This window comes from Sphingomonas parapaucimobilis NBRC 15100, from assembly GCF_000787715.1.
GTDB lineage: Bacteria > Pseudomonadota > Alphaproteobacteria > Sphingomonadales > Sphingomonadaceae > Sphingomonas > Sphingomonas parapaucimobilis.
Genome location: NZ_BBPI01000017.1, coordinates 14,234 through 38,396, shown reverse-complemented (window position 1 = coordinate 38,396; position 24,163 = coordinate 14,234). Strand labels below are relative to the sequence as shown.

At 67.7% G+C, this 24,163-nt stretch carries 21 protein-coding genes; 7 read left to right on the top strand and 14 right to left on the bottom strand.

Annotated features, from left to right (window positions below):
- Positions 1-12 precede the first annotated feature (12 nt).
- Complete coding sequence (gene phhA / locus SP5_RS03280) at positions 13-882, bottom strand: phenylalanine 4-monooxygenase (RefSeq protein WP_042484022.1); 870 nt, start codon at positions 880-882, stop codon at positions 13-15.
- A gap of 14 nt (positions 883-896) precedes the next feature.
- On the opposite strand from phhA, the gene SP5_RS03275 reads away from it, so the two are divergent.
- Entirely contained in the window at positions 897-1,592 is a 696-nt protein-coding gene (locus SP5_RS03275; RefSeq protein WP_083748145.1) for a TIGR02117 family protein, read from the top strand.
- A 189-nt stretch (positions 1,593-1,781) separates the two neighbouring features.
- On the opposite strand, the gene SP5_RS03270 is transcribed toward SP5_RS03275, so the two are convergent.
- A complete protein-coding gene (locus SP5_RS03270) occupies positions 1,782-2,090 on the bottom strand; it encodes a hypothetical protein (protein WP_042484021.1) in 309 nt (102 codons plus the stop codon).
- A 14-nt stretch (positions 2,091-2,104) separates the two neighbouring features.
- Entirely contained in the window at positions 2,105-3,103 is a 999-nt protein-coding gene (locus SP5_RS03265; RefSeq protein WP_042484019.1) for a glycerophosphodiester phosphodiesterase, read from the bottom strand.
- 113 nt (positions 3,104-3,216) lie between these two features.
- Here SP5_RS03265 and SP5_RS03260 point away from each other — a divergent pair, with 113 nt between their 5' ends.
- From SP5_RS03260 to SP5_RS03240, 5 genes are read left to right on the top strand one after another with little or no spacing between them, the layout of a single operon-like run.
- Positions 3,217-3,753: a 2Fe-2S iron-sulfur cluster-binding protein gene (locus tag SP5_RS03260; protein WP_084220546.1), complete on the top strand. Its 537-nt coding sequence runs from the start codon at positions 3,217-3,219 to the stop codon at positions 3,751-3,753.
- A complete protein-coding gene (locus SP5_RS03255; RefSeq protein ID WP_042484015.1) occupies positions 3,750-4,733 on the top strand; it encodes an FAD binding domain-containing protein in 984 nt (327 codons plus the stop codon). The genes SP5_RS03260 and SP5_RS03255 overlap by 4 nt, the downstream gene beginning before the upstream one ends.
- 4 nt (positions 4,734-4,737) lie before the next feature.
- Positions 4,738-6,975 (top strand): xanthine dehydrogenase family protein molybdopterin-binding subunit, encoded by a 2,238-nt coding sequence (locus SP5_RS03250; RefSeq protein WP_042484013.1) that lies wholly within the window; start codon positions 4,738-4,740, stop codon positions 6,973-6,975.
- Positions 6,975-7,898, top strand: coding sequence for an XdhC family protein (locus tag SP5_RS03245; protein ID WP_042484011.1), 924 nt, complete (start codon positions 6,975-6,977; stop codon positions 7,896-7,898). The genes SP5_RS03250 and SP5_RS03245 overlap by 1 nt, the downstream gene beginning before the upstream one ends.
- A complete protein-coding gene (locus tag SP5_RS03240; protein ID WP_042484009.1) occupies positions 7,885-8,508 on the top strand; it encodes a nucleotidyltransferase family protein in 624 nt (207 codons plus the stop codon). The genes SP5_RS03245 and SP5_RS03240 overlap by 14 nt, the downstream gene beginning before the upstream one ends.
- Here SP5_RS03240 and SP5_RS03235 read toward each other — a convergent pair.
- The 11 genes from SP5_RS03235 to SP5_RS03185 form a co-directional block, all read right to left on the bottom strand.
- Positions 8,477-9,682, bottom strand: coding sequence for an ABC transporter permease (locus SP5_RS03235; protein WP_042484007.1), 1,206 nt, complete (start codon positions 9,680-9,682; stop codon positions 8,477-8,479). The two genes, SP5_RS03240 and SP5_RS03235, sit on opposite strands and share 32 nt — an antisense overlap.
- The gene (locus tag SP5_RS03230; RefSeq protein ID WP_042484064.1) at positions 9,682-10,413 is read right to left on the bottom strand and encodes an ABC transporter ATP-binding protein; all 732 of its coding nucleotides are present in this window, start codon (positions 10,411-10,413) and stop codon (positions 9,682-9,684) included. The genes SP5_RS03235 and SP5_RS03230 overlap by 1 nt, the downstream gene beginning before the upstream one ends.
- On the bottom strand, positions 10,403-11,791 hold the full coding sequence (locus SP5_RS03225; protein ID WP_042484005.1) for an efflux RND transporter periplasmic adaptor subunit: 1,389 nt from the start codon (positions 11,789-11,791) through the stop codon (positions 10,403-10,405). The genes SP5_RS03230 and SP5_RS03225 overlap by 11 nt, the downstream gene beginning before the upstream one ends.
- Positions 11,791-13,266, bottom strand: coding sequence for an efflux transporter outer membrane subunit (locus SP5_RS03220; protein ID WP_042484002.1), 1,476 nt, complete (start codon positions 13,264-13,266; stop codon positions 11,791-11,793). The genes SP5_RS03225 and SP5_RS03220 overlap by 1 nt, the downstream gene beginning before the upstream one ends.
- A gap of 267 nt (positions 13,267-13,533) precedes the next feature.
- Positions 13,534-14,118: an ABC-type transport auxiliary lipoprotein family protein gene (locus SP5_RS03215; RefSeq protein WP_083748150.1), complete on the bottom strand. Its 585-nt coding sequence runs from the start codon at positions 14,116-14,118 to the stop codon at positions 13,534-13,536.
- Positions 14,119-14,138: 20 nt separating this feature from the next.
- Positions 14,139-15,101, bottom strand: a complete 963-nt coding sequence (locus SP5_RS03210; protein WP_042484001.1) for an MlaD family protein — start codon at positions 15,099-15,101, stop codon at positions 14,139-14,141.
- Positions 15,101-16,018, bottom strand: a complete 918-nt coding sequence (locus tag SP5_RS03205) for an ABC transporter ATP-binding protein (RefSeq protein WP_042483999.1) — start codon at positions 16,016-16,018, stop codon at positions 15,101-15,103. Before SP5_RS03205 ends, SP5_RS03210 begins: the two co-directional genes overlap by 1 nt.
- Complete coding sequence (locus SP5_RS03200) at positions 16,018-17,124, bottom strand: ABC transporter permease (RefSeq protein WP_042483997.1); 1,107 nt, start codon at positions 17,122-17,124, stop codon at positions 16,018-16,020. The genes SP5_RS03205 and SP5_RS03200 overlap by 1 nt, the downstream gene beginning before the upstream one ends.
- Positions 17,125-17,221: 97 nt before the next feature.
- Positions 17,222-18,427, bottom strand: coding sequence for a DUF445 domain-containing protein (locus SP5_RS03195; RefSeq protein WP_042483996.1), 1,206 nt, complete (start codon positions 18,425-18,427; stop codon positions 17,222-17,224).
- Between the two features lie 262 nt (positions 18,428-18,689).
- The gene (locus SP5_RS03190; protein WP_042483994.1) at positions 18,690-21,896 is read right to left on the bottom strand and encodes an efflux RND transporter permease subunit; all 3,207 of its coding nucleotides are present in this window, start codon (positions 21,894-21,896) and stop codon (positions 18,690-18,692) included.
- 1 nt (position 21,897) lies between these two features.
- Positions 21,898-23,076 (bottom strand): efflux RND transporter periplasmic adaptor subunit, encoded by a 1,179-nt coding sequence (locus SP5_RS03185; protein WP_042484059.1) that lies wholly within the window; start codon positions 23,074-23,076, stop codon positions 21,898-21,900.
- A 205-nt stretch (positions 23,077-23,281) separates the two neighbouring features.
- Between SP5_RS03185 and SP5_RS03180 the strand changes: the two genes are divergently transcribed.
- Positions 23,282-24,028: an SIMPL domain-containing protein gene (locus SP5_RS03180; RefSeq protein ID WP_042483993.1), complete on the top strand. Its 747-nt coding sequence runs from the start codon at positions 23,282-23,284 to the stop codon at positions 24,026-24,028.
- Positions 24,029-24,163 lie beyond the last annotated feature (135 nt).

Here is a 24,163-nt window from a genome sequence, read left to right as displayed (position 1 = left end):
CCCAGGGAAACCCTATCCCAGCTTCGCCTTCGCATAATCCTGCGTCCCCCGCGTCACCACCTCATCCCCCGGCACGATCTCCGCGACCGGAATGTCCGGCAACGCCTTGATCTCCTCGTAAAGCGGCGCGAAATCGGTCTCCAGCGTGGTGCGCAACAACTCCTCGTAGCTTGGGATCACGAAGTAATTCTGCTGGAAATCGTCGATCCGATACTCCGTCCGCATCACGCGGGCGAGGTCGAAGCCGATCCGGTTGGGGCTCGGGTCCTCCAGCGCGAAGCGGCTTTCCGAATAGCTCGACACGATGCCCGCGCCGTAAATGCGCAGGTCGCCGTCCTCACGCACCAGCCCGAACTCGACCGTGTACCAGTAGAGCCGCCCCAGATATTTCAGCGCATCCATGCCCAGCGCCCGCTGTCCGCCGCGCCCATAGGCGGCGAGATAATCGGCGAAGACCGGATCGGCGAGCATCGGGACATGGCCGAACACGTCGTGAAAGACGTCCGGCTCCTGAAGATAATCGAGCTGGTCGGGCCGCCGGATGAAATTGCCCGCGACGAAGCGGCGATTGGCCATATGGTCGAAGAACACATCGTCGGGCACCAGCCCCGGCACCGCCACCACCTGCCACCCGGTCAGTTTCATCAGCCGGTCGGACAGTTCCTCGAAATCGGGAATGCCGGGTCGTGACAGCTTGAGCACATCGAGGCCGCGCAGATACGCCTCCGACGCGCGACCGGGCAACAACTTGGACTGGCGGGCGAACAGCGTATCCCAGGTCGCATGTTCTTCCGCCGTGTAACGATCCCACCCCTGCGGGATGGTCCAATCGGCTCCAGCCCCTTCGGGCGGGGCGGCGAGAACATGGGTATCCTGTGCCATTCGCGGAGCCTATCATGATGATGGTGACAAATGAAACCATATCGTGGCGACGGCTGGGGCGCGTTGCAAGGGGGGCGTTGGCCGCTATCGGGCTGATCCTGCTGGCCTATCTGGGCGCGGGGCTGGCGCTGGGGGCGATCCCGCGGGCGACGGTGCCGATGCCGGAGGCGGGCGCGGATGCCGTCACGATCTTCGTCGAGTCAAGCCCTGTCCACACCGCGATCATCGTGCCCAAACAGGCGGCAGGCATGGACTGGCGCGATTGGGCGAGGCCACAGGATCTGCGCGACCCGCGCTATGCCGGGTTTCCCTTCCTCGCCATCGGCTGGGGCGAGGCGGGTTTCTTTCGCGAGACGCCGCACTGGCGTGACGTGAAGCCGGGCACGATCCTGCACGCCGCGCTGGGCAGCGACCGGACGCTGATCCATGTCGACCATCTGCCCCTGCCCCGCGCGAATGGCGAGGATGTGCGGGCGATCCGCCTGTCGCGCGAGGCCTATCGCCACCTGATCGCCTTCATTCAGGCGAGCTGGCGGCGCGGAGGGCCGCATTATCCGGGCTATGGCGTGTATGACGCCTTTTATGACGCGAGCGGGCGGTACAGCGCCACGCATACCTGCAACAGCTGGACCGGCGACGCGCTGGCGGCGGCAGGGGTGCGGATGGGATGGTGGACGCCCTTCCCATGGACGGTGACATGGTGGCTGTGATCCCGCCGTCCTCGCCCCCTCGGCCGCGGTCTGGAACCGGACCGACGGGCTGGTCGCGGGCACGATCTGCCGCGACGATATGAGCCCGGCGGTCGAGGTCCGATCCAGCCCTTTATGGGTCCAGCACCGACCCGAGGTCCAGGCTGCCGTGGCGGCCATCCTCGCCGGATGGCCGCCGCCCGTCAGCGATCAGTAACCGGCGCGATAGCCGTCATAGCCCTGCTGGCTGGGCTGGCCCTGCCGACCCTGCTGACATTGCTCCGGGTGCTTGCGGCACTGCTTCTCATAGTCGCGGCGCTCGCGGCCTTCCTTGGCCTCCTGCTTGCGCATCTTGCGGCCGTAATTGCGGTCGGCCTCGGACTGGCTGGTCGTCGTCCAGTCGACCACCTGCCCCGCCGCCTGGAACGGCGCCTTCACCACGCTGGCCACCGTCTTGACGCAGCCCCCGGTCGCCAGCGGGAGAGTCAGGACGGCGAGTTTCAGGACGAGGTTACGCATGGATACGGGGTCTTTCAGCGGGCGCGCAAAAAAGCATTGCGCGTTTCTACCCCGATTTGCGGGAAATCGGTGAAGAAACCGTCGATGCCCTGGCCCAGTGCGGCGCGAATCTCGCCCGCGACATCGCCATGCGCCCTGGGATCGGCGCCCTTGCGAAAGGCCGCCCGCACGAACTGGTTTTCCGCGCGATAGGTCCAGGGGTGGACACGCAGGCCCGCCGCATGGGCGTCGGCGACCAAGGACGAAGGCGCATCGCCGTTCCACAGCATCGCCTTGTCCGGCCCGACCCCCCAGGCATAGGTCGCGACCTGCTTCATACCTTCGGGCGTCATCATCGCGGCATAGCTGGCCGCGGCCCTGTCGGCCGGGCCACCCTCGCCTGCGACCAGCTGGATCAGGCGGATGCCGGTCATGGTCTTCAGATGCTGGAGGTTCTTCACCTCGAACGACTGGATGAAGACCGGCGCGTCCGCTGTCTTCCAGCCCGCCTTGTCGAGCGCGGCGACCAGCGGCGCATCGGTGCCCTTGCCGATCGATGCGAAATAGGTCGGATGCTTGGTTTCGGGATAGATGGAGATGGTACGCCCGGTCTCCCTCGACCGGGTCTTTGCCAGCGCGATGATCTCCTCCAGCGTCGGGATCTGGAATTGCCCGTCATAGGCGGTCGAGCGCAGCTGGGGCAGGCGTTCGCGGGCGCGCAATGTCTTCAGCTCGGCCAGCGTGAAGTCCTCGGTGAACCAGCCGGTCTCGGTCTGGCCGTCGATCGTCTTGGTCGCCTTGCGATCGGCGAACTCCGGATGGGCGGCAACATCGGTGGTGCCCGAAATCTCGTTCTCGTGCCGCGCGACCAGATGGCCGTCCCTGGTCGGCACCAGGTCGGGCTCGATCACGTCCGCACCCTCGCGGATCGCGAGATCATAGGCGGCCAGCGTGTGTTCGGGACGCTCCCCGCTGGCCCCGCGATGCGCGATGACGATGGGCGAGGAGAGCGGCGTCTGGGGTTCGGCGGACATGGCCTCACCCTGCCCCAAGACCAGCGCGGCGGCAATGAGAGTGGTTCGCAACGGGAAACGCGGGGAATTCATGGCGTTTGTTCATCCAATCCTGTTCCCAAAGGGGATGCCGCATGCATTTCACAATCAATGGTCAATCGCATGACATCGAGGTCGATGTCCGAACCTCCCTTCTCGATCTGTGTCGCGAGCATCTGGGCCTGACCGGCTCCAAGAAGGGCTGCGACCATGGTCAGTGCGGTGCTTGCACGATGCTGGTCAACGGCCGCCGCGTGAACAGCTGCCTGACGCTGGCGGTGATGCATCAGAATGACGAGATCACCACCATCGAGGGGCTGGGCCAGCCGGGCAACCTCCACCCCTTGCAGGACGCCTTCGTCCGCCATGACGGCTTCCAGTGCGGATATTGCACGCCGGGGCAGATCTGCTCGGCGGTCGGCATGATGGACGAAGTGAAGAAGGGCTGGCCCAGCCATGTCACCGGGGATCTGGGCGCGGCCGAGCTGACGGTCGAGGAAATCTCCGAGCGGATGAGCGGCAATCTGTGTCGCTGCGCCGCCTATCCCAATATCGTCGATGCGATCCGCGATGCGGCGGGTCTGGGCGACCGCAATCCCAATGAGGATGTCGGCAAGGAGGTCGCGGCATGAAGCTGTTCGACTATGCGCGCGCCGATTCGGTCGCGACGGCAACCCGCGACGGGGCGGTCCCTGGCGCGCGCTTCATCGCAGGCGGCACGAACCTGCTCGACCTGATGAAATTGCAGGTCGAGGCGCCCGAGACTCTGATCGACATCAGCCGCCTGCCCCTGACCGACATCGAGGAGCGCGAGGATGGCGGGCTGACCATCGGTGCGCTGGTGCCCAATAGCGACCTTGCCGCCGACAAGCGCGTGATCGAGCGCTATCCGGTGCTGTCGCGCGCCTTGCTGGCGGGCGCCTCGGGGCAGCTGCGCAACAAGGCGTCGACCGGCGGCAACCTGCTCCAGCGGACGCGCTGCTATTATTTCTACGACCCCGCCACCCCCTGCAACAAGCGCGAGCCGGGCAGCGGATGTTCGGCGATCGGCGGCGAGAACCGCATCCTCGCGATCCTCGGCACCTCGGACCAGTGCATCGCGACTCACCCCAGCGACATGGCGGTCGCCATGCGCGCACTGGAGGCGGTGATCGTCACGCAAAAGCCCGATGGCGATCGCCGCCGGATCGCGATCGGCGAGTTCTATCGCCTGCCGGGTAATATGCCCGAGATCGAGAATGTGCTGGAGCCGGGCGAGCTGATCACCCATGTCGAGCTGCCCCCCGCCCCGGCGGGTCGCCAGACCTATCGCAAGGTTCGCGACCGGGCATCCTATGCCTTTGCGCTGGTTTCGGTCGCCGGGATCGTCGCCGTCGAGGGCGGCCGGATCACCTCGGCACGCCTCGCCTTTGGCGGGCTTGGCCCGATGCCATGGCGCAACGAGGCGGTGGAGGCCGCGCTGGTCGGACAGGAGCCGACCGATGCCAGCTTCCACGCCGCCGCCGATGCGCTGCTGGCGGACGCCAGGGGCTATGGCTCGAACGACTTCAAGATTCCGCTGACGCGCCGCATTCTGGTCGCGACGCTCCGTGAACTGACGCAGGAGGGCTGATCCCATGTTCGGATTCGGCAAGGACGACAAAAACGCGCTGACCATGAATCAGCCGCATCCCGACAGTCTGCTCGACACGGGCGTGCAGGGCGTGATTTCCAAACCGCTCGACCGGGTGGACGGCCCGAAAAAGGTGACGGGGACCGCCACCTACGCCGCCGAGTACGCCATCGAGAATGTGGCGCATGGCGTGCTGGTCAGTGCGACCAGGGGCCATGCGAAGATCAAGACGATCGACGCCGATGCGGTTAAGGCCATTCCCGGCGTCATCGACGTCATCACCGACTATGACACCTTCATCCGCAACTCGCAGCAGGGCGGTGAGACGAGCGCGCCGACGCAAGGCGTGCGCACGGTCGACTATTTCGGCGAGATCATCGCCATCGTCGTCGCCGAGAGCTTCGAGGTGGCACGCGACGCCGCCAAGCAGCTGAAGGTCGATTACGAACCGCTCGACGGCACCTTCGACTATGAGGCGAACAAGGGCGAGGCCGAGCCCGCGCCCGACGGCCTGATCAAGGGCCATTACGACCAGGGCGATTTCGACAAGGCGTTCGAGAATGCCGCCGTCAAGGTCGACGTCACCTACACCACCCCCAGCCAGAACTCGGCGGCGATGGAGCCCCACGCCTCGATCGCGGTGTGGGAAGACGGTGCGCTGACGCTGTACGGTGCCTACCAGATGCCGACCTCCGACGCGCAGCAGCTGGCCAAGGCGCTGGGCGTGTCGGCGTCCAAGGTGCGGATCATCTCGCGCTATATCGGTGGCGGGTTCGGGTCGAAGCTGGGCATCGCCCCCGAGAGCGTCGCCGCCGCCATCGCCGCCAAGCAGCTGGGTCGCCCGGTCAAGGCCGTGATGCTGCGCCAGCAGGTGTTCGAGGCGACCGTGCGCCGTTCCAACACCGAACAGCGGATGCGGCTGGGTGCCGAGGCGGGCGGCAGGATCGTCGCGCTGGGCCATGAATCGATCACCTCCAACCTGCCCGACGAAGACTTCTTCGAACCCGTCGGGATCGGTACGCACTTCCTCTATGGCGGTGAGAATCGGCGGATCAACCATGACGTGGTGCGGCTGAACTGGACGCTGTCGGGCTCGATGCGCGCGCCGGGCGAGGCGGTCGGCATGGTCGGCATGGAATGCGCCATGGACGAGCTGGCCGAGGCGATCGGCATGGACCCGATCGCCCTGCGCAAGGTCAACGATCCCGAGCAGGACCCGGAACTCAAGGTCCCCTATTCCACCCGCCAGCTGACCCGCTCGCTGGAGGAAGGCGCCAGGCATTTCGGCTGGGACCAGCGCCGGAAGCCGGGCCAGCGGCGCGAGGGCGACTGGCTGATCGGCATGGGCGTTGCCGCCGCCTGCCGCTCCAACCAGTTGCAGCAGTCGGCCGCCAAGGTCGAACTCCACCCCGATGGCAGCGCGACCGTTTCCTCGGCGATGACCGATATCGGCACGGGCAGCTACACGATCATGGCGCAGATCGCCGCCGAGATCCTGGGCCTGCCGGTCGAGCGCGTGACGATGGCGCTGGGCGACACCAACGATCCCCCCGCCGCCGGTTCGGGCGGGTCCTGGGGCGCCGCCTCGGCGGGCTCGGCGGTCTATCTGGCGGCCGAACGCGTGCGCGAGAAGCTCGCCAAGGCGATGGGTGTCGAACCCGATGCACTGACGCTCAAGGACGGCATGGCGATCGGCGACAACCGCTCGGTCCCGATCGGCGAGCTGGTCGGCGAAAAGGGCCTGTCCGCGATCGGCGAGATCAAGCCGGGCGCGCAGGAGAAGCAGTATAGCCAGGCCGGTTACGGCGCACATTTCGCCGAGGTCGGTGTGAACGTCATCACCGGCGAAGTACGGGTCCGGCGGATGCTGGGCGTGTTCGCGGCCGGGCGCGTGCTCAACGCCAAGACGGCGCGCTCGCAGTGCCTGGGCGGCATGACCTTCGGCATCGGCACCGCGCTGACCGAGGATCTGATCCACGATCCGCGCACGGGCAAGGTGGTGAACCACGACCTCGCCGAATATCATGTGCCGGTGAATGCCGACGTGCCCCAGCTGGAAGTCCATTTCCTCGACGAGCGTGACATCCACGCCAATCCGATCCATGCCAAGGGGATCGGCGAGCTGGGCATTTCCGGCGCGGCCCCGGCGGTGGTCAACGCCATCTACAATGCCACGGGTGTCCGGGTGCGCGAGATGCCGGTGACGCTCGACAAGCTGCTCGATCACCTCCCGGCGCTTTGATGAGCGACCATGACAGCGTCCTCGCCGCCGCCTGCGAATGGCGGGGCGAGCCGATGGCGATCGCGACCGTGGTGTCGACCTGGGGGTCGGCACCGCGTCCGCGCGGCAGCCATATGCTGGTCCATGCCGATGGCCGGTTCGAGGGGTCGGTGTCGGGCGGCTGTGTCGAGAACGACATCCTCCACACCGCCGCCGAAGTCATCGCGGGCGCGCCCTTCCAGGTGAAGCGCTATGGTGTCGCCGATGCCTCCGCCTGGGAAGTCGGCCTGCCCTGCGGCGGCGAGATCGCGGTGATGGTCCAGCCCGTATCGGCGGACGGCTTCGATCCCGAAATCTTCGACCGGATCGCCGAGGCCCGCGAGGCCGGCCGCGCCCTGACCGTCACGACCGACCTGGCCACCGGCCATTCGGACCTGCGGCCCGTGGAGACCGGCGAGGTCTTCGCCAATCGCTACGACCCGCCGCGCCGGTTGCTGATCGTCGGCGCGGTGCAGATCGCGCAGAGCCTGGCGCAACTGGCGCAGACGCTCGGCATCGCGACGGTCGTCATCGATCCGCGCGCGCGCTTCCTGACCGAGGAGCGCTTTCCGGGCGTCACGCTCGACGATCGCTGGCCGGACGAGGCGGTGGCGGCCTATGCGCCCGGCCCCGCCACCGCCGTCGTGACGCTGAGCCACGACACCAAGATCGACGACCCCGCGCTGGTCGCCGCGCTGGCGAGCGACACCGCCTATGTCGGCGCGCTGGGCAGTCGGCGCAGCCATGCCGCGCGGCGGGAGCGTCTGGCGGCGATGGGCGTTTCTCCGTCAGCGATCGACCGGATCGATGGCCCTGTCGGCCTCGACATCGGTGCGATCGGCCCCTCCGAGATCGCGCTGTCGATCGCGGCGGCGATGATAGGAGCCTTTCATGATCGACCCTAAGGATGTGGTGCTCGTCCTGCTCGCGGCGGGACAGTCGAGCCGCTTTGGGATGGCAAACAAGCTGGAGGCCGAATTTCTCGGCAAGCCGGTCGGTTTTCACGTCACCACCGCATTGGAGAGCATTCCCTTTGCCGACCGGATCGTGGTGACGGACGGTTGCCAGCTCGACTTCGGGGCACGCGGATACCGGGTGATCCATAATGACGATGTCGGACAGGGCATGTCCCACTCCATGCATCTGGGCGTGCGCGAGGCCATGGCGACCTCACCCCAGGCGATCCTGATCGCGCTGGCCGATATGCCGCGCGTGACGGCGGCGCATATCTATCGCCTGTTCGATGCCTTTGACGGGCCGGACTCGGTCGTGGTGTCGAGCAATGGCGAACACCCCACCCCGCCGGGCGTCTTCGGCTCAGGCCAGTTCGAGGCGCTGCTCAAGCTGGAAGGCGACGAAGGCGGCCGCAGGCTGGTGGCGGGCGGGCGGCATGTCGTGACCGCCCCGGCGGAGCTGATCGATATCGATACGCCCGAGGATCTGGAAAAGCTCCGGCAGCTCGTCCACGCGCCCGAGCGGACGATCACTCGTGCCGTAGCGCGTCAATCGGATTGAGCGCCGCGGCCCGCCGCGCCGGGAAATAGCCGAAGACGACCCCGATCACCGCCGAGATCGCAAAGGCGATGATGTTGATCTGGGGGTCGAAGGTCCAGGGCACCTGCATCAGCGGAACCAGCAGGGCGATGATCGCCTGCGCCAGGATCAGGCCGATGATCCCGCCCAGGCAGGACAGCACCACCGCCTCGACCAGGAACTGCATCAGCACCTCGCGCGCGACCGCGCCGATCGCCAGGCGGATGCCGATTTCGCGCGTGCGCTCGGTCACCGACACCAGCATGATGTTCATGATGCCGATGCCGCCGACCACCAGGCTGATCGCCGCCACCGCCGCGACGATCCGGGTCAGCATCGTCGTCGTGCTGGTCAGCGTGTCGCTGATCTGCTTGGTGTCGAAGATGTTGAAGTCATCGTCCTTGCCGCCGGTGATGCTACGCCGCTCGCGCAGCAGGTCGGTCAGGGACGATTGCACCGCCGAGGTCGAATAGGCCTGATCGACGCCGACCAGCATCAGGCGGATATCGCGGCTGCCGGTGAAGCGCCGCTGCACTGCCTTGATCGGCATCAGCACCACGTCATCCTGATCGCCGAAGCCCCCCTGCCCGCGCGTCGTCAGCACGCCCACCACGTCGCAGCTGATCGCCCCGATACGGAAGCGCTTGCCCACCGCATCGGTGCTGCGGAACAGATTCTGGCGCACGGTATTGCCGATGACGCACACCGCCTTGCCCGCCGCCTGCTCCGCGCCCGTCCAGTATCGCCCGGAGGCCAGCGGCCAGGGCTGTACGGTGAAATAGGCCAACGTCGTGCCGGTCACGGTCGTCGACCAGTTCGCGCCCTCATAGATGGCGGTCGCGGTCGTCTGCGCCTGCGGTGCCACCGCCGTGACGCCCGCGATCTGGTCGGCGATCGCCTCGACATCCTCGGGCTTGAAGTCGGGCGGACGCGGGCCGCCGCCGCCGCGGCCGAAGCCCTGACCGGGGCGGACCTGAAGGATGTTGGTGCCCAGCGACGAGATGGACTGCTGCACGGCGGCCGTCGTCGCCTTGCCCAGCGTCACCATGGTCACGACCGCGCCGACGCCGATGATGATGCCCAAAGTCGTCAGGAACGATCGCAGCACATGCCGCCGGATCGAGCGGATGGCGAGGATGAGCGTGGTGCCGAACATCAATACATATCCATGGCGGGCACGACACCCGGCCGGTGCTGCGCCTCGACCCGATCGACCAGCCCGTCCTTGAAGTGGATCACGGTGCGCGCGAAGGCCGCCATGTCCGGCTCGTGCGTGACCATCAGCACGGTGATGTTGCTGTCGCGGTTGAGGCCGGTCAGCAATTCCATGATCTCGACCGAGCGTTCGGAATCGAGATTGCCGGTCGGTTCGTCGGCCAGAAGGACGTCGGGGCTGGTGACGATGGCGCGGGCGATCGCCACACGCTGCTGCTGCCCGCCCGACAGCTCGGCGGGGGTATGGTCCCACCATTTGTCGAGGCCGACCTTCTCCAGCGCCGCCATGCCCAGGTCGCGCCGGGTCCTTTTGTCCTCGCCGCGATAGAGCAGCGGCAGCTCGACATTCTCCAGCGCGGTGGTGCGCGACAACAGGTTGAAGCCCTGGAACACGAAGCCCAGATAACGCCGCCGCAGCATCGCCCGCTGGTCGCGGTCCAGCGTCTCGACATGATGGCTGCGAAACAGGAAATTGCCGCCGCTCGGCACGTCGAGGCAGCCCAATATGTTCATCGTGGTCGATTTGCCCGACCCAGACGGCCCCATCACCGCGACGAAATCCCCCGCCGCAATGTCAAGGTCGACACCCTTCAGCGCCTGGAACTGGGTCGCGCCCATCCCATAGGTCTTGGTGACGCCGCGAAGCTGGATGAGCGGGGCGTCAGCGGCCACCGCCGCCCCCGCCCTGCTGGCCGCCGCCCTGACGCCGCTGGCCACCGCCACGGGGCGCTGCGCTGTCGCCGCCCGCCAGCTGGCCGGTGATGACCTGCATGTCGGGTTTCAGGCCACCCGACAGAACCTCGGTCATCGATCCGTTGGTGTCGCCGGTGACGATCTGGATCGGCTGCGGCTTGCCGTCCTGTCCACGGACATAGACGGTCTGGGTCGCGCCGCGCTGGACGGTCGCGGTGCGCGCGGCCCGGTCGCGGCGTGGTCTGAAGGTCAGCGATCCGGCGATGCCGCCGCCGCCCTGTCCCGCGCCGTCCGACGGCTTGAAGCGCAATGCGGCATTGGGGATCAGCAGCACGTTCTTCTTGTCCGACGTCACGATATCGGCGGTCGCGGTCATGCCGGGGCGCAGTTGCAGGTCCGGGTTCGCCACCGTCAGATCGGCGGCATAGCTGACCACCTGCCCCGTCGTCGAGGTGGCGCTGGCCGAGGACGAGGTGGACGAGGTCGCCGCGCTGACCGTCAGGTTCGACCCCAGATCGACGCGGGTGATCGTCGCCGGGAAGGTCCGCCCCGGAAAGGCGTCGACGGTGAAACTGGCCTTTTGCCCGACCTTGACCTCGCCTACGTCCGCTTCGTCGATCGCGACCTCCAGCTTCATCTTGGTCAGGTCTTCGGCGATCACGAACAGGGTCGGCGTGTTGAACGAGGCGGCGACCGTCTGGCCCGGATCGACCTGCCGCGCCAGCACCACGCCGGAGACGGGCGAGCGGATGATCGCACGCTGGCGCTGGGTCTGCGACTGCGCCAGCTGCGCGCGGGCGGCCGTCACATTGGCCTCCGCCACGCGCAGCGCCGCGACCGCACGCTGGGCATCGGCACGCCCCGCCTGGAGTTCGGTGGCCGAGGGCACGCGGCCGTTCGACAGCTTGTAGACCTGTTCCAGCCGCGCGAGCTGTGCCTGCGATTCCGACACGGTCGCGCGCGCCTGCGCCACCTGCGCGACATTGGCGGCCAGCGTCGCCTGCGCAGCGCGGATCTGGTCATCGATCTGTTCGGGATCGATCAGCGCCAGCGCCTCGCCCGCCTTCACCCGGTCGTTCACATCGACCACCACCTTGGTGACCAGACCCGACAGCTGCGAGCCGACCGTCACCTGGTTGGTCGGCGCGAGCTTGCCGGTGGCCGAGACGGTCACGGTCAGGTCGCCGCGCGTCACGGGCGCGGTGGAGAAGCCCGCCTCCTTCGATCCGCCGAAACAGCTTTTGAGCAGCAGCGCCAGCAGGACGACGCCGACGATCACCACGCCCCACTGCACCCATTTGCGCCAGCGCGGCTGTGGCTTCACGCCCAGGAAATCGTCGAGAGTCTGGTCGGCCATCAGCGGTTGTCCGGGGTTGTGGCGAGGCGCGGCGGCGCTTCGGGGGTGGTCGTGTCGTCCCATCCGCCGCCCAGCGCGGCGAACAGCGCGACTTGCGCGGTCGCGGCGTCGGAGCGAGCCTGAACCAGCCCGTTCTGCGCGTTCAGGAACGCCGCCTCCTGTTGCGACAGGGTGGTGAAGTCGGTGAGGCCCGAGCGGTACTGGCTACGCGCCAGGATCGCCGAGTTGCGCGCGGCATCGAGTTGGATGGAGAATTGCCGCTCCCGCTCGCGCGCCGTGTTGAGCGCGACGATGGCGTTCTCGACATCCTCCAGCGCCAGCAGCACGGTGCCCTGATAGGCGGCATAGCTCTGATCGGCGAGCGCCTGCGCGTTACGCACCTGGCTGCGCAGCCGCCCGCCGTTGAAAATCGCCTGGGTCAGCCCCGCAAACAGGCTGCCGGTGATCGCATCGCCCAACGAGCCGATGCTGGTCGCCGCCGTGTTGATGTTCCCGGAAATGGCGAGCGCCGGATAGAGCGCCGCCTGCGCCACGCCGATCCGCGCGGTGGCGGCGGCCAGATTGCGCTCGGCGGCGCGGACATCGGGGCGGCGGCGCAGGATATCGGCGGGGATGCCGGTGCCGATCACGGCCGGGCCGGTGGGGATCGGCCTGACCGCCGCGAGCCGCGCCTTGACCGCGCCGGGCGCCTGGCCGGTCAGCACGCCCAGCCGCGAGACGGCGGCATTATATTGCTGCTCGATCGAGGGGATGGTGGCGGCGGTCTGTGCCCGCTGGCCCCGCGCCTGTTCGGCATCGAGCGAGGAGACGAGGCCCGCCTGTACGCGGAAGCCCGCAATCTCCAGATTGTCGTCCTGCAGCGACAGGCTGGCCCGCGCATTGGCAAGCTGCGCCTGATAGGCACGCGCCAGCATATAGTTGCGCGCCAGCTCGCTCTCGACGGTCAGCAGCGTCGCGGCATAGTTGAACCCCGCGCCCTCATAGGTCGCCCGCGTGGCCTCGACCGTGCGGCGTACCTCGCCGAACAGGCCGACTTGGTAACTGGCCGACAGTCCCACGGTGAAGCTGTTGCTGCCGCCCCCGCCGGTGTCGACCACGGTGCCGTCGGGCAACGTGAAGCTGCGCCCCCCGCCGCGCAGATTCTCGTTGCGCTGATAGCCGGTCGAGCCGGAGACATTGGGCAGCAGCGAGGCGCGGCTCTGGATCAGGCTTTCGCGCGCCTGTCGCAGCCGGGCGATCGCCTGGACGACATCGGTATTGGCGACCACCGCCTGCTCGACCAGTTCGGCGAGCAGCGGATCGTCAAACGACCGCCACCAATGGCCGAGGTCCTGCGCCTGCGCCGTGGCGGCGGGCACCGACCAGGCATCGGGCACCCCCAGCGCTTGCGGCGCGGCGGGGCGGTAATCGGGGCCGACCGTACAGCCGGACAAGGCGGCGGTGACGAGAAGAAGGACGCGGGTGCGAGGCCTCATGGGGCGGGAACGTGCCGTGCCGTTACGGCCCCGTCCAGTGTGTTTCTGTCGCAAATTGTGACGGCTGCGGCATATTTCCGTCATCCGGCAGCACACGTTTCGGGAGGGCGAAGGTTCCCCGTCGATCCAAAAATCCTCCCCGGCACGGGGAGGTGGCAGGGCGCAAGCCCTGACGGAGGGGGGCTTCCACAAAGGTCATGCCTTGCGGCGATCCCCCCTCCACCAGCTTCGCTGGTCCCCCTCCCCGCGAGCGGGGAGGATTGACGCTTACCGCCCCACCCAGTCGGCAACCTGCTGGGCGACCTGGTTCGCCGCCTGGTTCAGCGCCGGGCCGACGCTCTCATTGTCGATCTTGCCGACCGGCACGCGCGCCTCGAAACGACGCTTTTCGATGGTCGTCTGGCCGTCGCGTTGCAGCGTGGCGTCGAACACCACCGCCGCATCGCGACGGGTGGCGTCCATGCCGAACTGGCGCAGCTCGCCGCCCAGACGGGCGCCCGGATCGCCGATCGAATCCCGCGACGACAGCACGATACGCCCCGCCCGCGCGGTCAGCGTGTCGGCCATCAGCCGGGCGAACAGCCGCGTCGGCGGCTCGGCCCATTGCGCATCCTTCACATAGGCGATGCTGGTAGCATTCTCCTGCACCGGCACGCGCGCGGTCGCCAGCTCCTGCGGCGAGGATGGCACCTGGATGGTGATCGACTTGCCCGGCCCGGAATCCTGCGTCTGCCCCACGCTCGGTGCCGACTGCGCCTGAAGCGTCAGCAGCGAGGGCGGCGGCTTGGCGCCGAAGCTGATGCAGCCAGCCAGCGGAAGCGATGCGAGCATCACGATCAGCGGAGTCTTCATGACGGTCCTCATCGGCATCCTCACTTGCCCTTATAGTCCGGCAGCTTCTGCTGCCCGATCAGCGACCCTGCACCCTGCTGGTCGACCTTTTCGGCGACCGCCGAAAGCGACTGGGTCATCACCCGCAGATCCTTCACCAGACGATCGACCTCGGGCACGGTCTGCTTCGAGAAGGTCTGCAGGCCCGGCCGTGCATCGCCGATCGCGGCGTTCAGCGTGTCCGCGCTCTTCTGCGCCGAGGCGATGGTGCGGTTCAGATTGGCGATGGTCGGCTTTACATCCTCGGCCAGGATGCCGTTGGTGGTCGCCGCCAGCTGGCCGATCGACTGCGCCGCGTCACCCGCCTGCTGGATCGCCACGCGGGTCTGGGCTAGCGTCGCGGCGATCTCCGGCCCGCGATCGGCGAGCGCGTCGGTCAGGCGGTTGGTATTGTCCAATATGCCCGCGATCGACGCCTGGTTGCGATCCGACAGCAAGCCGGTCAGCCGCTCGGTCAGCGTCGACAGTCGCTCCAGCAGCTGCGGCGCGGAGTTCAGGATCGCGCCGATACCGCCCTGCTTGGTCGGGATGACCGGCACGCCGTACGGACACACGGTCTTGTTCTCCGGCACCGGACAGGCGATCGGCGGCGCGCCTTTGCGCGCGCCATCCAGCGAGATGGTGCTGGTGCCGGTGAAGCTGGCCGAGATCGACGCGGTGGTCCCTTGCAGGATCGGCGTCTGTTCGTTGACCGCCACGCGGACCCGCACGAACTGCGGATCGGGACGCCACAGCGCGATTTCCTTCACTTGGCCCGAGGGCACGCCCGAATAGGTGACCGCCGAGCCCTTGGCCAGGCCGTCCACCGACTGGCGGAAGAAGATGTCATATTCCTTCTCCGACGTGCCGCCCAACCGGGCGATCCAGACGGTGAAGATGGCCAGCACTGCGAGCAGGATCAGCACGACAGAGCCGACAAGGACGTGGTTCGAACGGGTTTCCATCAGCGTGTCCCTGCTTCGCCTCTCGCATGGGCATCGGCCGCATTGCCCTGGGAATGCTGTCCCATGGCATCGGCATCGACTTCGGTGGGGTGGCGCGCGGCGTCCGCGTCCGCCGAACGGGGGCGGATGTCCGCCACCTCGTCCTTGGCGGCGACGGCGGCACGGCCGCGCGGCCCCTTGAAATATTCCTCGATCCACGGATGGTCGAGCGCGATCAGCTCGTCGATCGTGCCGACGGCGATCACCTTCTTGTCCGCCAGCACCGCCACCCGGTCGCAGATCGCATAGAGCGTATCGAGGTCGTGGGTGATCAGGAAAACCGTCAGCCCCAGCGTCTTCTGGAGCGACGCGATCAGCTGGTCGAACGCCGCCGCGCCGATCGGGTCGAGACCCGCGGTCGGTTCGTCGAGGAACAGGAGTTCGGGGTCGAGCGCCAGCGCCCGCGCCAGCCCGGCCCGCTTCTTCATGCCGCCCGACAGCTCGGCCGGATATTTCGGCCCGGCATCCGCGGGCAGGCCGGTCATCACGACCTTGCAGGACGCGATCTCGTCCATCAGCGCCGGGGGCAGGTCGCGATAGAATTCGCGCAACGGCACCGCGACATTCTCCGCGACGGTCAGCGTCGAGAACAGCGCGCCGCCCTGGAACAACACGCCCCAGCGCTTGCGCACGTCGATCGCCTCGGTCGCCTCACGGCCGATGGTCGGCTCGCCGAACACGGTGATCTCGCCCGCATCGGGGGTCTGGAGGCCGATGATCGTGCGCATCAGCACCGACTTGCCGGTGCCCGACCCGCCGACCACGCCCAGGATCTCGCCCTTGCGCACGTCGAGGTCTAGCCCGTCATGAATGACCTGCTCGCCGAAGCTGTTGCGTAGGCCCCGGACCTGGATGAGATGTTCGTCCTGCTCGGCCATCAATCCCATCCGATCCAGGTGAAGAAGACCGCGAAAAAGGCGTCGAGCACGATCACCAGGAAGATCGCCTGCACCACCGCCGCCGTGGTGCGCAGGCCGACCTGCTCGGCGTCCGACTTGACCTGCATCCCCTGGAAACAGCCCGCGATCGCGATGATCGCGCCAAAGACGGGGGCCTTGATCAGGCCGACATACAGGTCGGTGATCGGCACCACTTCGCGGATGCGCGCGATGAAGGTGACGGGCGGGATGCCCAGCGACACCGCCGCCAGGAAACACCCGCCGATCATCGCGATCAGCGAGGAATAGAAACCGAGCAGCGGCATCAGCGTGACCGCCGCGATGGTGCGCGGCACGACCAGCGCCTCCATCGGCGAGACGCCGATGACGCGCATCGCGTCGATTTCTTCCGTAAGCTTCATCGTGCCGAGTTGCGCGGCAAAGGCCGAGCCGGAACGCCCGGCGACCATGATCGCAGTCATCAGCACGCCCAGTTCGCGCAGCGTCAGGCGGCCGACCAGGTTGATCGTGAACACCTCCGCACCGAACTGGCGAAGCTGCACCGCGCCCTGCTGGGCGATGACGATGCCGATCAGGAAGCTCATCAGGCCGATGATCGCGAGTGCGGAAACGCCGACCGTCTCGAACTCGTGGACCACCGCGTTAAAGCGGAAGCGGCGCGGATGACGGATCACCGCCAGCCCGGCCAGAACCGTCGCGCCCATGAAGCCGAGCAGGCCGTACAGCGTCTGGAGCGTCGCGACGACCGCATCGCCGACCTCGCCCGCCACGCGCGCGAAGGGGCTGACGGGCTTGGGACGCATCGCGACCGGCTGATCCGCTTCGGTGACCTTGGCGAACAGGTGGCGCTGGTCTTCGTCCAGGCCATCGATGGCGGCATCGTTGCGCGCGGCGAAACGGTGGATCAGCCAGGCGCCGACCGTGTCGATCCGGTCGACCTGCGACAGGTCGATCCGTCGGACGCCTCCATCCTCACGGTCCAGCCGCTCGGGCAGGTCGCCCAGGGTCGCCAGCGAAAGGCTGCCGGTGAAGCGCAGGGCTCCCCCGTCGGCCGGGTCATGTTGATAATCGGCCTTGGCGTTCATCAACTGCCTCTTTGCGGGAAAGCGGGTGTATCGACAAGGCGCTTCGTTCCCACGACGAATCGACCGGCGGCAGTAATTATACGAGCGCGTGACGTTTTCATAGCAGGCGATCCAGCAGATGCAGGATCAGGCCGACACTGCCGCCCACCAGGGTCCCGTTGATGCGGATATATTGCAGGTCGCGGCCCACCGCATTCTCGAGCCGCGAGGTGACGGTATCCGCATCCCAGCCGCGTACCGTCTCCGACACCAGCCGGACGATGCCGTCGCCATAATCGGCGGCGATGCCCGCGACCGCGCGGCGGACGAAGCGGTTGATCGTCGCCGCCAGCCGGGGATTGTCCTGCAGCGTCTGGCCCAGTTGCCGCATCGCATCGCCCAGCCGCCCGGCGGTCACCGCCTGCGGATCGCGCGCCATGCGCAGCAAGGCCTCGCGCGCCTGTTCCCACAGGCCGTCCAGCCAGCGCTGCATCGCCGGATTGGCGATCAGCTCGGCCTTCATCGCCTCCACCCTGGCGCGCATGTCGGGATCATATTGCAGGTCCCAGGCGAGGCGATCCAGCCCTTCCTCGATCTTCTGGCGCAGCGGATGCTCGCGATCCTCGGCGACGTCGTGGAGCAGCTTGTGCAGCCCGTCGATCAGCTTGTCGGCCAGCGTCTCGTCCAGCCCGGTCCAGCGCAGGATCGCCCCCGCCCGTTCATGCACCATCGCCCGGACGATCGCTTCGTTGGCGTCGAGCGCGGAGGCCGCCCAGCGCAGCACCGAATCGAGCAACGGCAGATGCCGCCCCTCGGCGATGCTGGCCTTCAGCAACTGGCCCAGGATCGGTGCGACCTCGGTGGCGCGCAACCGTGCGCCGATGCCCGCCTTCACCATGCCGCCCAGCCGCTGCGGGTCGAAGGCGGTCAGCATCTCGGCGAACAGCCGCGATGCCCCGCGCCGGATGCGCCCGCCTTCCTGCGGCGGTTGCGCCAGCCAGCGCCCGGCCGCGCCCGCGACGTCGAGCCGGACCATGCGCCGCGCGACGACGCGCGGGATCAGGAAATTGGTGCGCAGGAAATTGGCGAGCGTGTCGCCGATCCGGTCCTTGTTGCGCGGCACGATCGCGGTGTGCGGGATCGGCAGGCCCAGCGGATGGCGGAACAGCGCGGTGACGGCGAACCAGTCGGCCAGTCCGCCGACCATCGCGGCCTCGGCAAAGGCGCGGACATAGCCCCAGGCGGGATGCATGGGCTGCATCGCCCGCGACACCAGATACAGCGCCGCCATGCCGACCAGCAGCCCCGTGGCCACGACCCGCATCTTCCGCAGGGCGGCTGGAACGGTCTGGCTACCCCCCGATCGCATTGCGAGTTCCATCAATCAGGACAATTCGCGAAGGACGGCTTTGTTCAAGAGGAATCTTTCCCCAGCGTAACGAAACGGGGCGGATACGATCCTCCCCGGCTCGGGGAGGTGGCAGGGCGTCAGCCCTGACGGAGGGGGGCTGCCACACTGGTTGCCCTTCGTGGCGCTCCCCCTCCACCATCCTTCGGATGGTCCCCCTCCCCGTGCCGGGGAGGATTCACTCCGCCGGATCGTAGCCCAGCTTGCCCGTCGCGGGCGGCAGCGCGGGACCACCGGCAGGCCCCTCGATCACCGGCCCGCTGCCCAGCTCGTCGCCGGGCCTGTAGGTCAGCAGGCGTCGGCCCAGGCGCGATCCGATCCAGCGCTCGACGCCGACCGACAGGCTGAAGGCGGCAGGGACGATCAGCAGGGTCAGGACGGTCGACAGGGCAAGCCCGCCGATCACCGTCACGCCCATCGGGCTGCGCCACGATCCGTCACCGCCCAGCGACAGCGCGGTCGGGATCATGCCCGCGACCATGGCGACCGTCGTCATCACGATCGGCTGGGCGCGCTTGTGCCCGGCATCCAGCACCGCCTCGCGGATCGGCACGCCCTTGGCGATCTCCTCCAGCGCGAAGTCGATCAGCAGGATCGAGTTCTTCGCGACGATGCCCAGCAGCATCAGCAACCCGATATAGACCGGCAGCGACAGCGGATTGCCGCTGAAATACAGCGCCAGCAGGCCGCCCAGCGGGGCCAGCAGCAGCGACGCCATGTTGACGAAGGGCGGCAGGAAGCGGCGATAGAGCAGCACCAGCACCGCGAAGACCAGGAACACCGCCGAGATGATGGCGGTGAAGAAGTTGGCCATCATCTCCGCCTGCATCTTGGCCTGGCCCAGCACCATCTCGCTGACCCCCATGGGCAGGTTCTTCATGATGGGCAGATCGTGGACCCTCTTCATCGCGTCGCCGCTGATGACGCCCTTGGCCAGGTCGGCGCCGACCGTCACCTGACGCCGCTGGTTCACGCGGTCGATCTGGGTAGGCCCTGCGCCCAGGCCGATCTCGGCGACGACGCTCAGGGGCACCGAGCCGCCGGTCTGGGTCTGCACCGGCAGGTTCTGGATGGTGGACAGGCGCGCGCGGGCATTCTGGTCCAGCGCGACGCGGATCGGCACCTGACGATCGGACAGCGAGAAGCGGGCCGAGTTCTGGTCGATATCGCCCAGCGTCGCGATGCGGATCGCGCTCGACAGCGCCTGCGTCGTCACGCCCAGATTGGCCGCCAGGTCGAGGCGCGGGCGGATGATGATTTCCGGCCGGTCGAGATTGCCGACGATGCGCGGCGCGACGAGGCCGGGCAGCGTGCCCATCTGCGCCACGATCTTGTTGGCGGTGTCGCGCAGCACGGCGGGATCGTCGCCGCCCAGCGTGATGGTCAGGTCGCGCCCGCTCGAACCCCAGCCGAATTGCGACTGGAACGATACGCGCGCATCGGGGATCGCCGCCAGTTCGGGGGCCAGCGATCGTTCGAAGTCGGTGCTCTTCATCGAACGATCCTCCTTCAGCGTCGCGACGACGCGGCCATTGCCGACGCCGGTGCGCGAATAGACGGACTCGACGTCCGGCTGCTTCTTGAGGAAGGACGCGACCTGCTTCACGACCCTGTCGGTCTGGGCCAGCGTCGTGCCGGGCACCATCTCGATCTTGGCGACCGCCTGGTCGTTATCCTGGGGCGGCTGGAAGGTCTTGGGGATGATCGCGAACATCGCGATGGTCAGCGCGAAGGCGCCGAAGCCGATGCCGATCACCCACAGGCGGTGATCGCGGAACCGCCCGAAGAAGCGCCGCACGACACCGCGCCGTACGCCATCGGTCGGCCGGTCATAACGCAGCGACCAGCGCAGCGTCGCCATATAGGCGTCCATCAACCTGCCCTCGCCATGGCTGGCATGCCCGGCGGACTTCAGGAAATAGGCCGCGATCATCGGCGTGATCAGGCGCGCGACGGCCAGGCTCATCAGCACCGAGACGACGACGGTCAGGCCGAAATTCTTGAAATACTGGCCCGGAACGCCGGGCATCAGCGCGACGGGCAGGAACACCGCGACGATCGCCATGGTGGTCGCCAGCACGGCGAGGCCGATCTCGTCCGCCGCGTCGATCGACGCCTGATAGGCGGATTTGCCCATGCGCATATGGCGCACGATATTCTCGATCTCCACGATCGCATCGTCGACCAGCACGCCCGCCACCAGGCTGAGCGCCAGCAGCGTCATCTGGTTCAGCGTGAAGCCCAGCAGGTCCATGAACCAGAAGGCCGGGATCGCCGACAGCGGGATGGCCAGCGCCGAGATCACCGTCGCGCGCCAGTCGCGCAGGAAGATGAAGACGACGATGACGGCCAGCACGGCGCCCTCGATCATCGCGTGGATGGCGCTTTCATATTGCGCCTCGGTATATTTCACGCTGTTCGAGCGGAGGACGAACTTCACCTCAGGGTTGCGCTTTTCCAGCGCCTTCAGCTTCTCGACCGCGCCGTTGAAGACGCTGACGTCCGACGCGCCCTTGGCGCGCTGGAAGTCGAAGCTGATGACCTGCCGCCCGTCGACCGCCGCCTGCGAACGCTGTTCGGCATAAAGATCGCGCACGGTGGCGATGTCGGCCAGCCGGACGGTGCGGCCGCCGCGCACGTTGATCTGGGTCTGGCCCAGGTCATAGGCGTTGCGCGCATTGCCGAGCACGCGGACCGCCTGTTCGGTGCCCGCGATCTCCGCGCGGCCGCCCGCCGCGTTCAAATTGGTCATGCGCAGCTGCGCATTGACCTCGCTGGCGGTCAGGCCCTGCGCCTGGAGCTTCAGCGGATCGAGGATCACGCGGATCTCGCGCGTCACGCCGCCGTTGCGGATGACCTTGGAGAGACCCGGAACCGACAACAGCTCCTTGGTGACGTTGTTGTCGATATACCAGCTGAGCTGCTCGGGCGTCATGTTGGACGCGACTGCCGAATAGCTGGCGAGATCATTGTCGGTCGAATCGACGCGGATGACCTGCGGCTCAAGGATGCCGTCGGGCAGCATCGAGCGGATCTGGGTGATCGCATCGCGCGCGTCGCTCACCGCGCGGTCGATCGGCGTGCCGATGTCGAGCTGGACCAGCGTCTGCGACGTGCCCTCGGTCACGGTCGAGGTGATCTGGTCGACACCCTGCAAGTTCCGCAACGCCGCCTCGACCCGCTGGGTGACCTGCGTCTCCAGTTCGGTCGGGGCCGCACCCGGCTGGTTCACGACGACCACGACGATCGGGAAATCGATATCGGGGTCGTTGTTCACGTCCATCCGCATGAAGCTGACTATGCCAGCCAGGGTCAGCGCGACGAACAGGACGATCGGCGGAACGGGGTTCCGGATCGCCCAGGCCGAGATGTTGCGGAAACTCATCTTACTTGGCCTCCTGGCCGCCAAGGATCGGGCGGACCAGCTGCCCGGCCGCCAGGAAGCCACCCGCCGACCGCACCACCCGCTCGTCGCCCTTCAGGCCCGAGGCGATGGTCACGCCGTCGTCGGACACCTGACCGATCTTCACGTCACGGCGCGCGACCTTGTTGTCGGCCCCGACGATATACACGAAGCTGCCCTTGTCGTCGCTCTGGATCGCCGAGTCCGGCAGGACCGGGGCATGGCCCGCGCCGCCACGGATCGTCGCCGCGGCGAAACCGCCGGGGCGCAGCGCCGGGTCATAGGACAGGGCGATGCGGGCGATACCCTGACGCGTCTGCGGGTCGATGACGGGCGACACCTGCCACACCTCACCCTTGAAGCTCTTGTCGCCGCCGACCGGGGTGACGGTCGCGGGCGCACCGACCGACAGGCCGACCAGGTCCGCCTCGGCCAGCTGCGCGCGCAGCTCCATCTGGCCGCCCATCGCCATGCGGAACAGCACGCCCGAGCCCGAGCTGACGATCTGGCCCGGCTCGGCGGCGCGGGTCAGGATCAGCCCTTCGGCGGGCGCGCGGATGTCGAGGCGGCCGTTGCGCGCCAGGGCTTCCTTGTAAGAGGCCTGCGCCTGCCGGACGCGCGCGGCGGCGGCATCGCGGGTCGCGGCGCGGCGCTGGAGGTCCGCCTTGGAGATGAAACCGCGATCGACCAACTGCTGGGCGCGGTCGAGTTCGGCCTGCGCGATCTTCTGATCCGACTGGGCCACCGCGATCTGCGCATTCAAGGCCGAGGCGGTCTGGGTCTGCACCGAGCGGTCGACGGTCGCCAGAACCTGCCCCGCGCGGACCCACTGGCCGGGTTCGACCAGGACACGGGTGATCATGCCCCCCTCGCCCGCGACGCCGACCGGCATTTCGCGGCGCGCAGCCAGCGTGCCGGTGGCCGAGATCACGCGGCTGACCGCCTGCTGGCCGGGAACGACGACGGTGATGTTGGGCACCTGCGTGCCTGCACCGGCACCTTGCGCCGCCTCATGCTTCTTGGGCGCGAACAGCAGCCAGCTCGCCAGCGCCAGCACGACCACCACCGCGACGATCCAGATCCAGCGCCGGCGTGGCGTGGATACCGGCCCCTCCAGCTCCAGATGCCGGCCGCCACCGATCGCCCCCGTCTCGTAATTCATGCTCGTCATCGATCCCCGAACCGCATCCATCGTGCGCCCATTGCCATGCAGGATGCGCCCATGGCCGCTGTGTTATAGAAATATAGCACACCACTCAAGTGTCTTTTGGTACGCGGCAATTACGGCGGCTCCAAGGTCGGCGCGGTGCGTTCATCATGTGTTTTGCCATCAGGCGTCAAAGCCATGGGCAATCATCATACGGGAGATGTCGATGACCAAATATCTGCTTCTGGCCGCTCTGGCCCCCGCGGCGCTGGCGCCGATGACGGCGACCGCCCAGACCGCGCCCACCACGGTCGAGCCGCTGGTGCCCGCCGCCGGGACCGTGCTGGACGTGTCGGCCGAGGGGCGCACGACGCGCGTGCCTGACCTAGCGACGATTCGGGCGGGCGTGGTCAGCCAGGGTGCGACCGCCGCCGCCGCGCTGTCCGACAATGCGCAGCGCATGGCGCGGGTGCTCGCCGCCGTGAAACGCGCCGGGATCGCCGACCGCGATATCCAGACCGCGACGGTGCAGCTCCAGCCGCAATATCGCTATGGCGAGAATGTCCCGCCCGCCATCACCGGCTATCAGGCGACCAACACGATCAGCGTCCGTTTCCGCGATGTCGCCAAGTCGGGCAGCGTCCTCGACGCACTGGTCGCGCAGGGGGCGAACCAGATCGACGGCCCCAATCTGTCGATCGACAAGCCCGACGCCGCGCTGGACGAAGCGCGGGCCGATGCCATCCAGCGCGCCCGCGCCCGGGCCGAGCTTTACGCCAGGGCGGCGGGTATGCGCGTGGCGCGGATCGTGTCGATCACCGAAAATGGCGCGGATGCGGGCGGCCCCCAGCCGCCGATGATGCTCCGCGCCTCGGCGATGCGTTCGGACACCATGGAAAAGACCAGCATCGCGCCGGGTGAGCGCGACGTGACCGTCAATGTCTCGGTCCGCTTCCTGCTGAACTGAACGTCACCGCCCCCAATGCCTTTACCGGCATGGGGGCGGCCCTTCCGGCGGGCGGATCGAGAACCACGCCATACCGGACCCACGAAAAAGGGCCGCCCGGTTTCCCGGACGGCCCTTTTCGGCTCAACGAGCGAG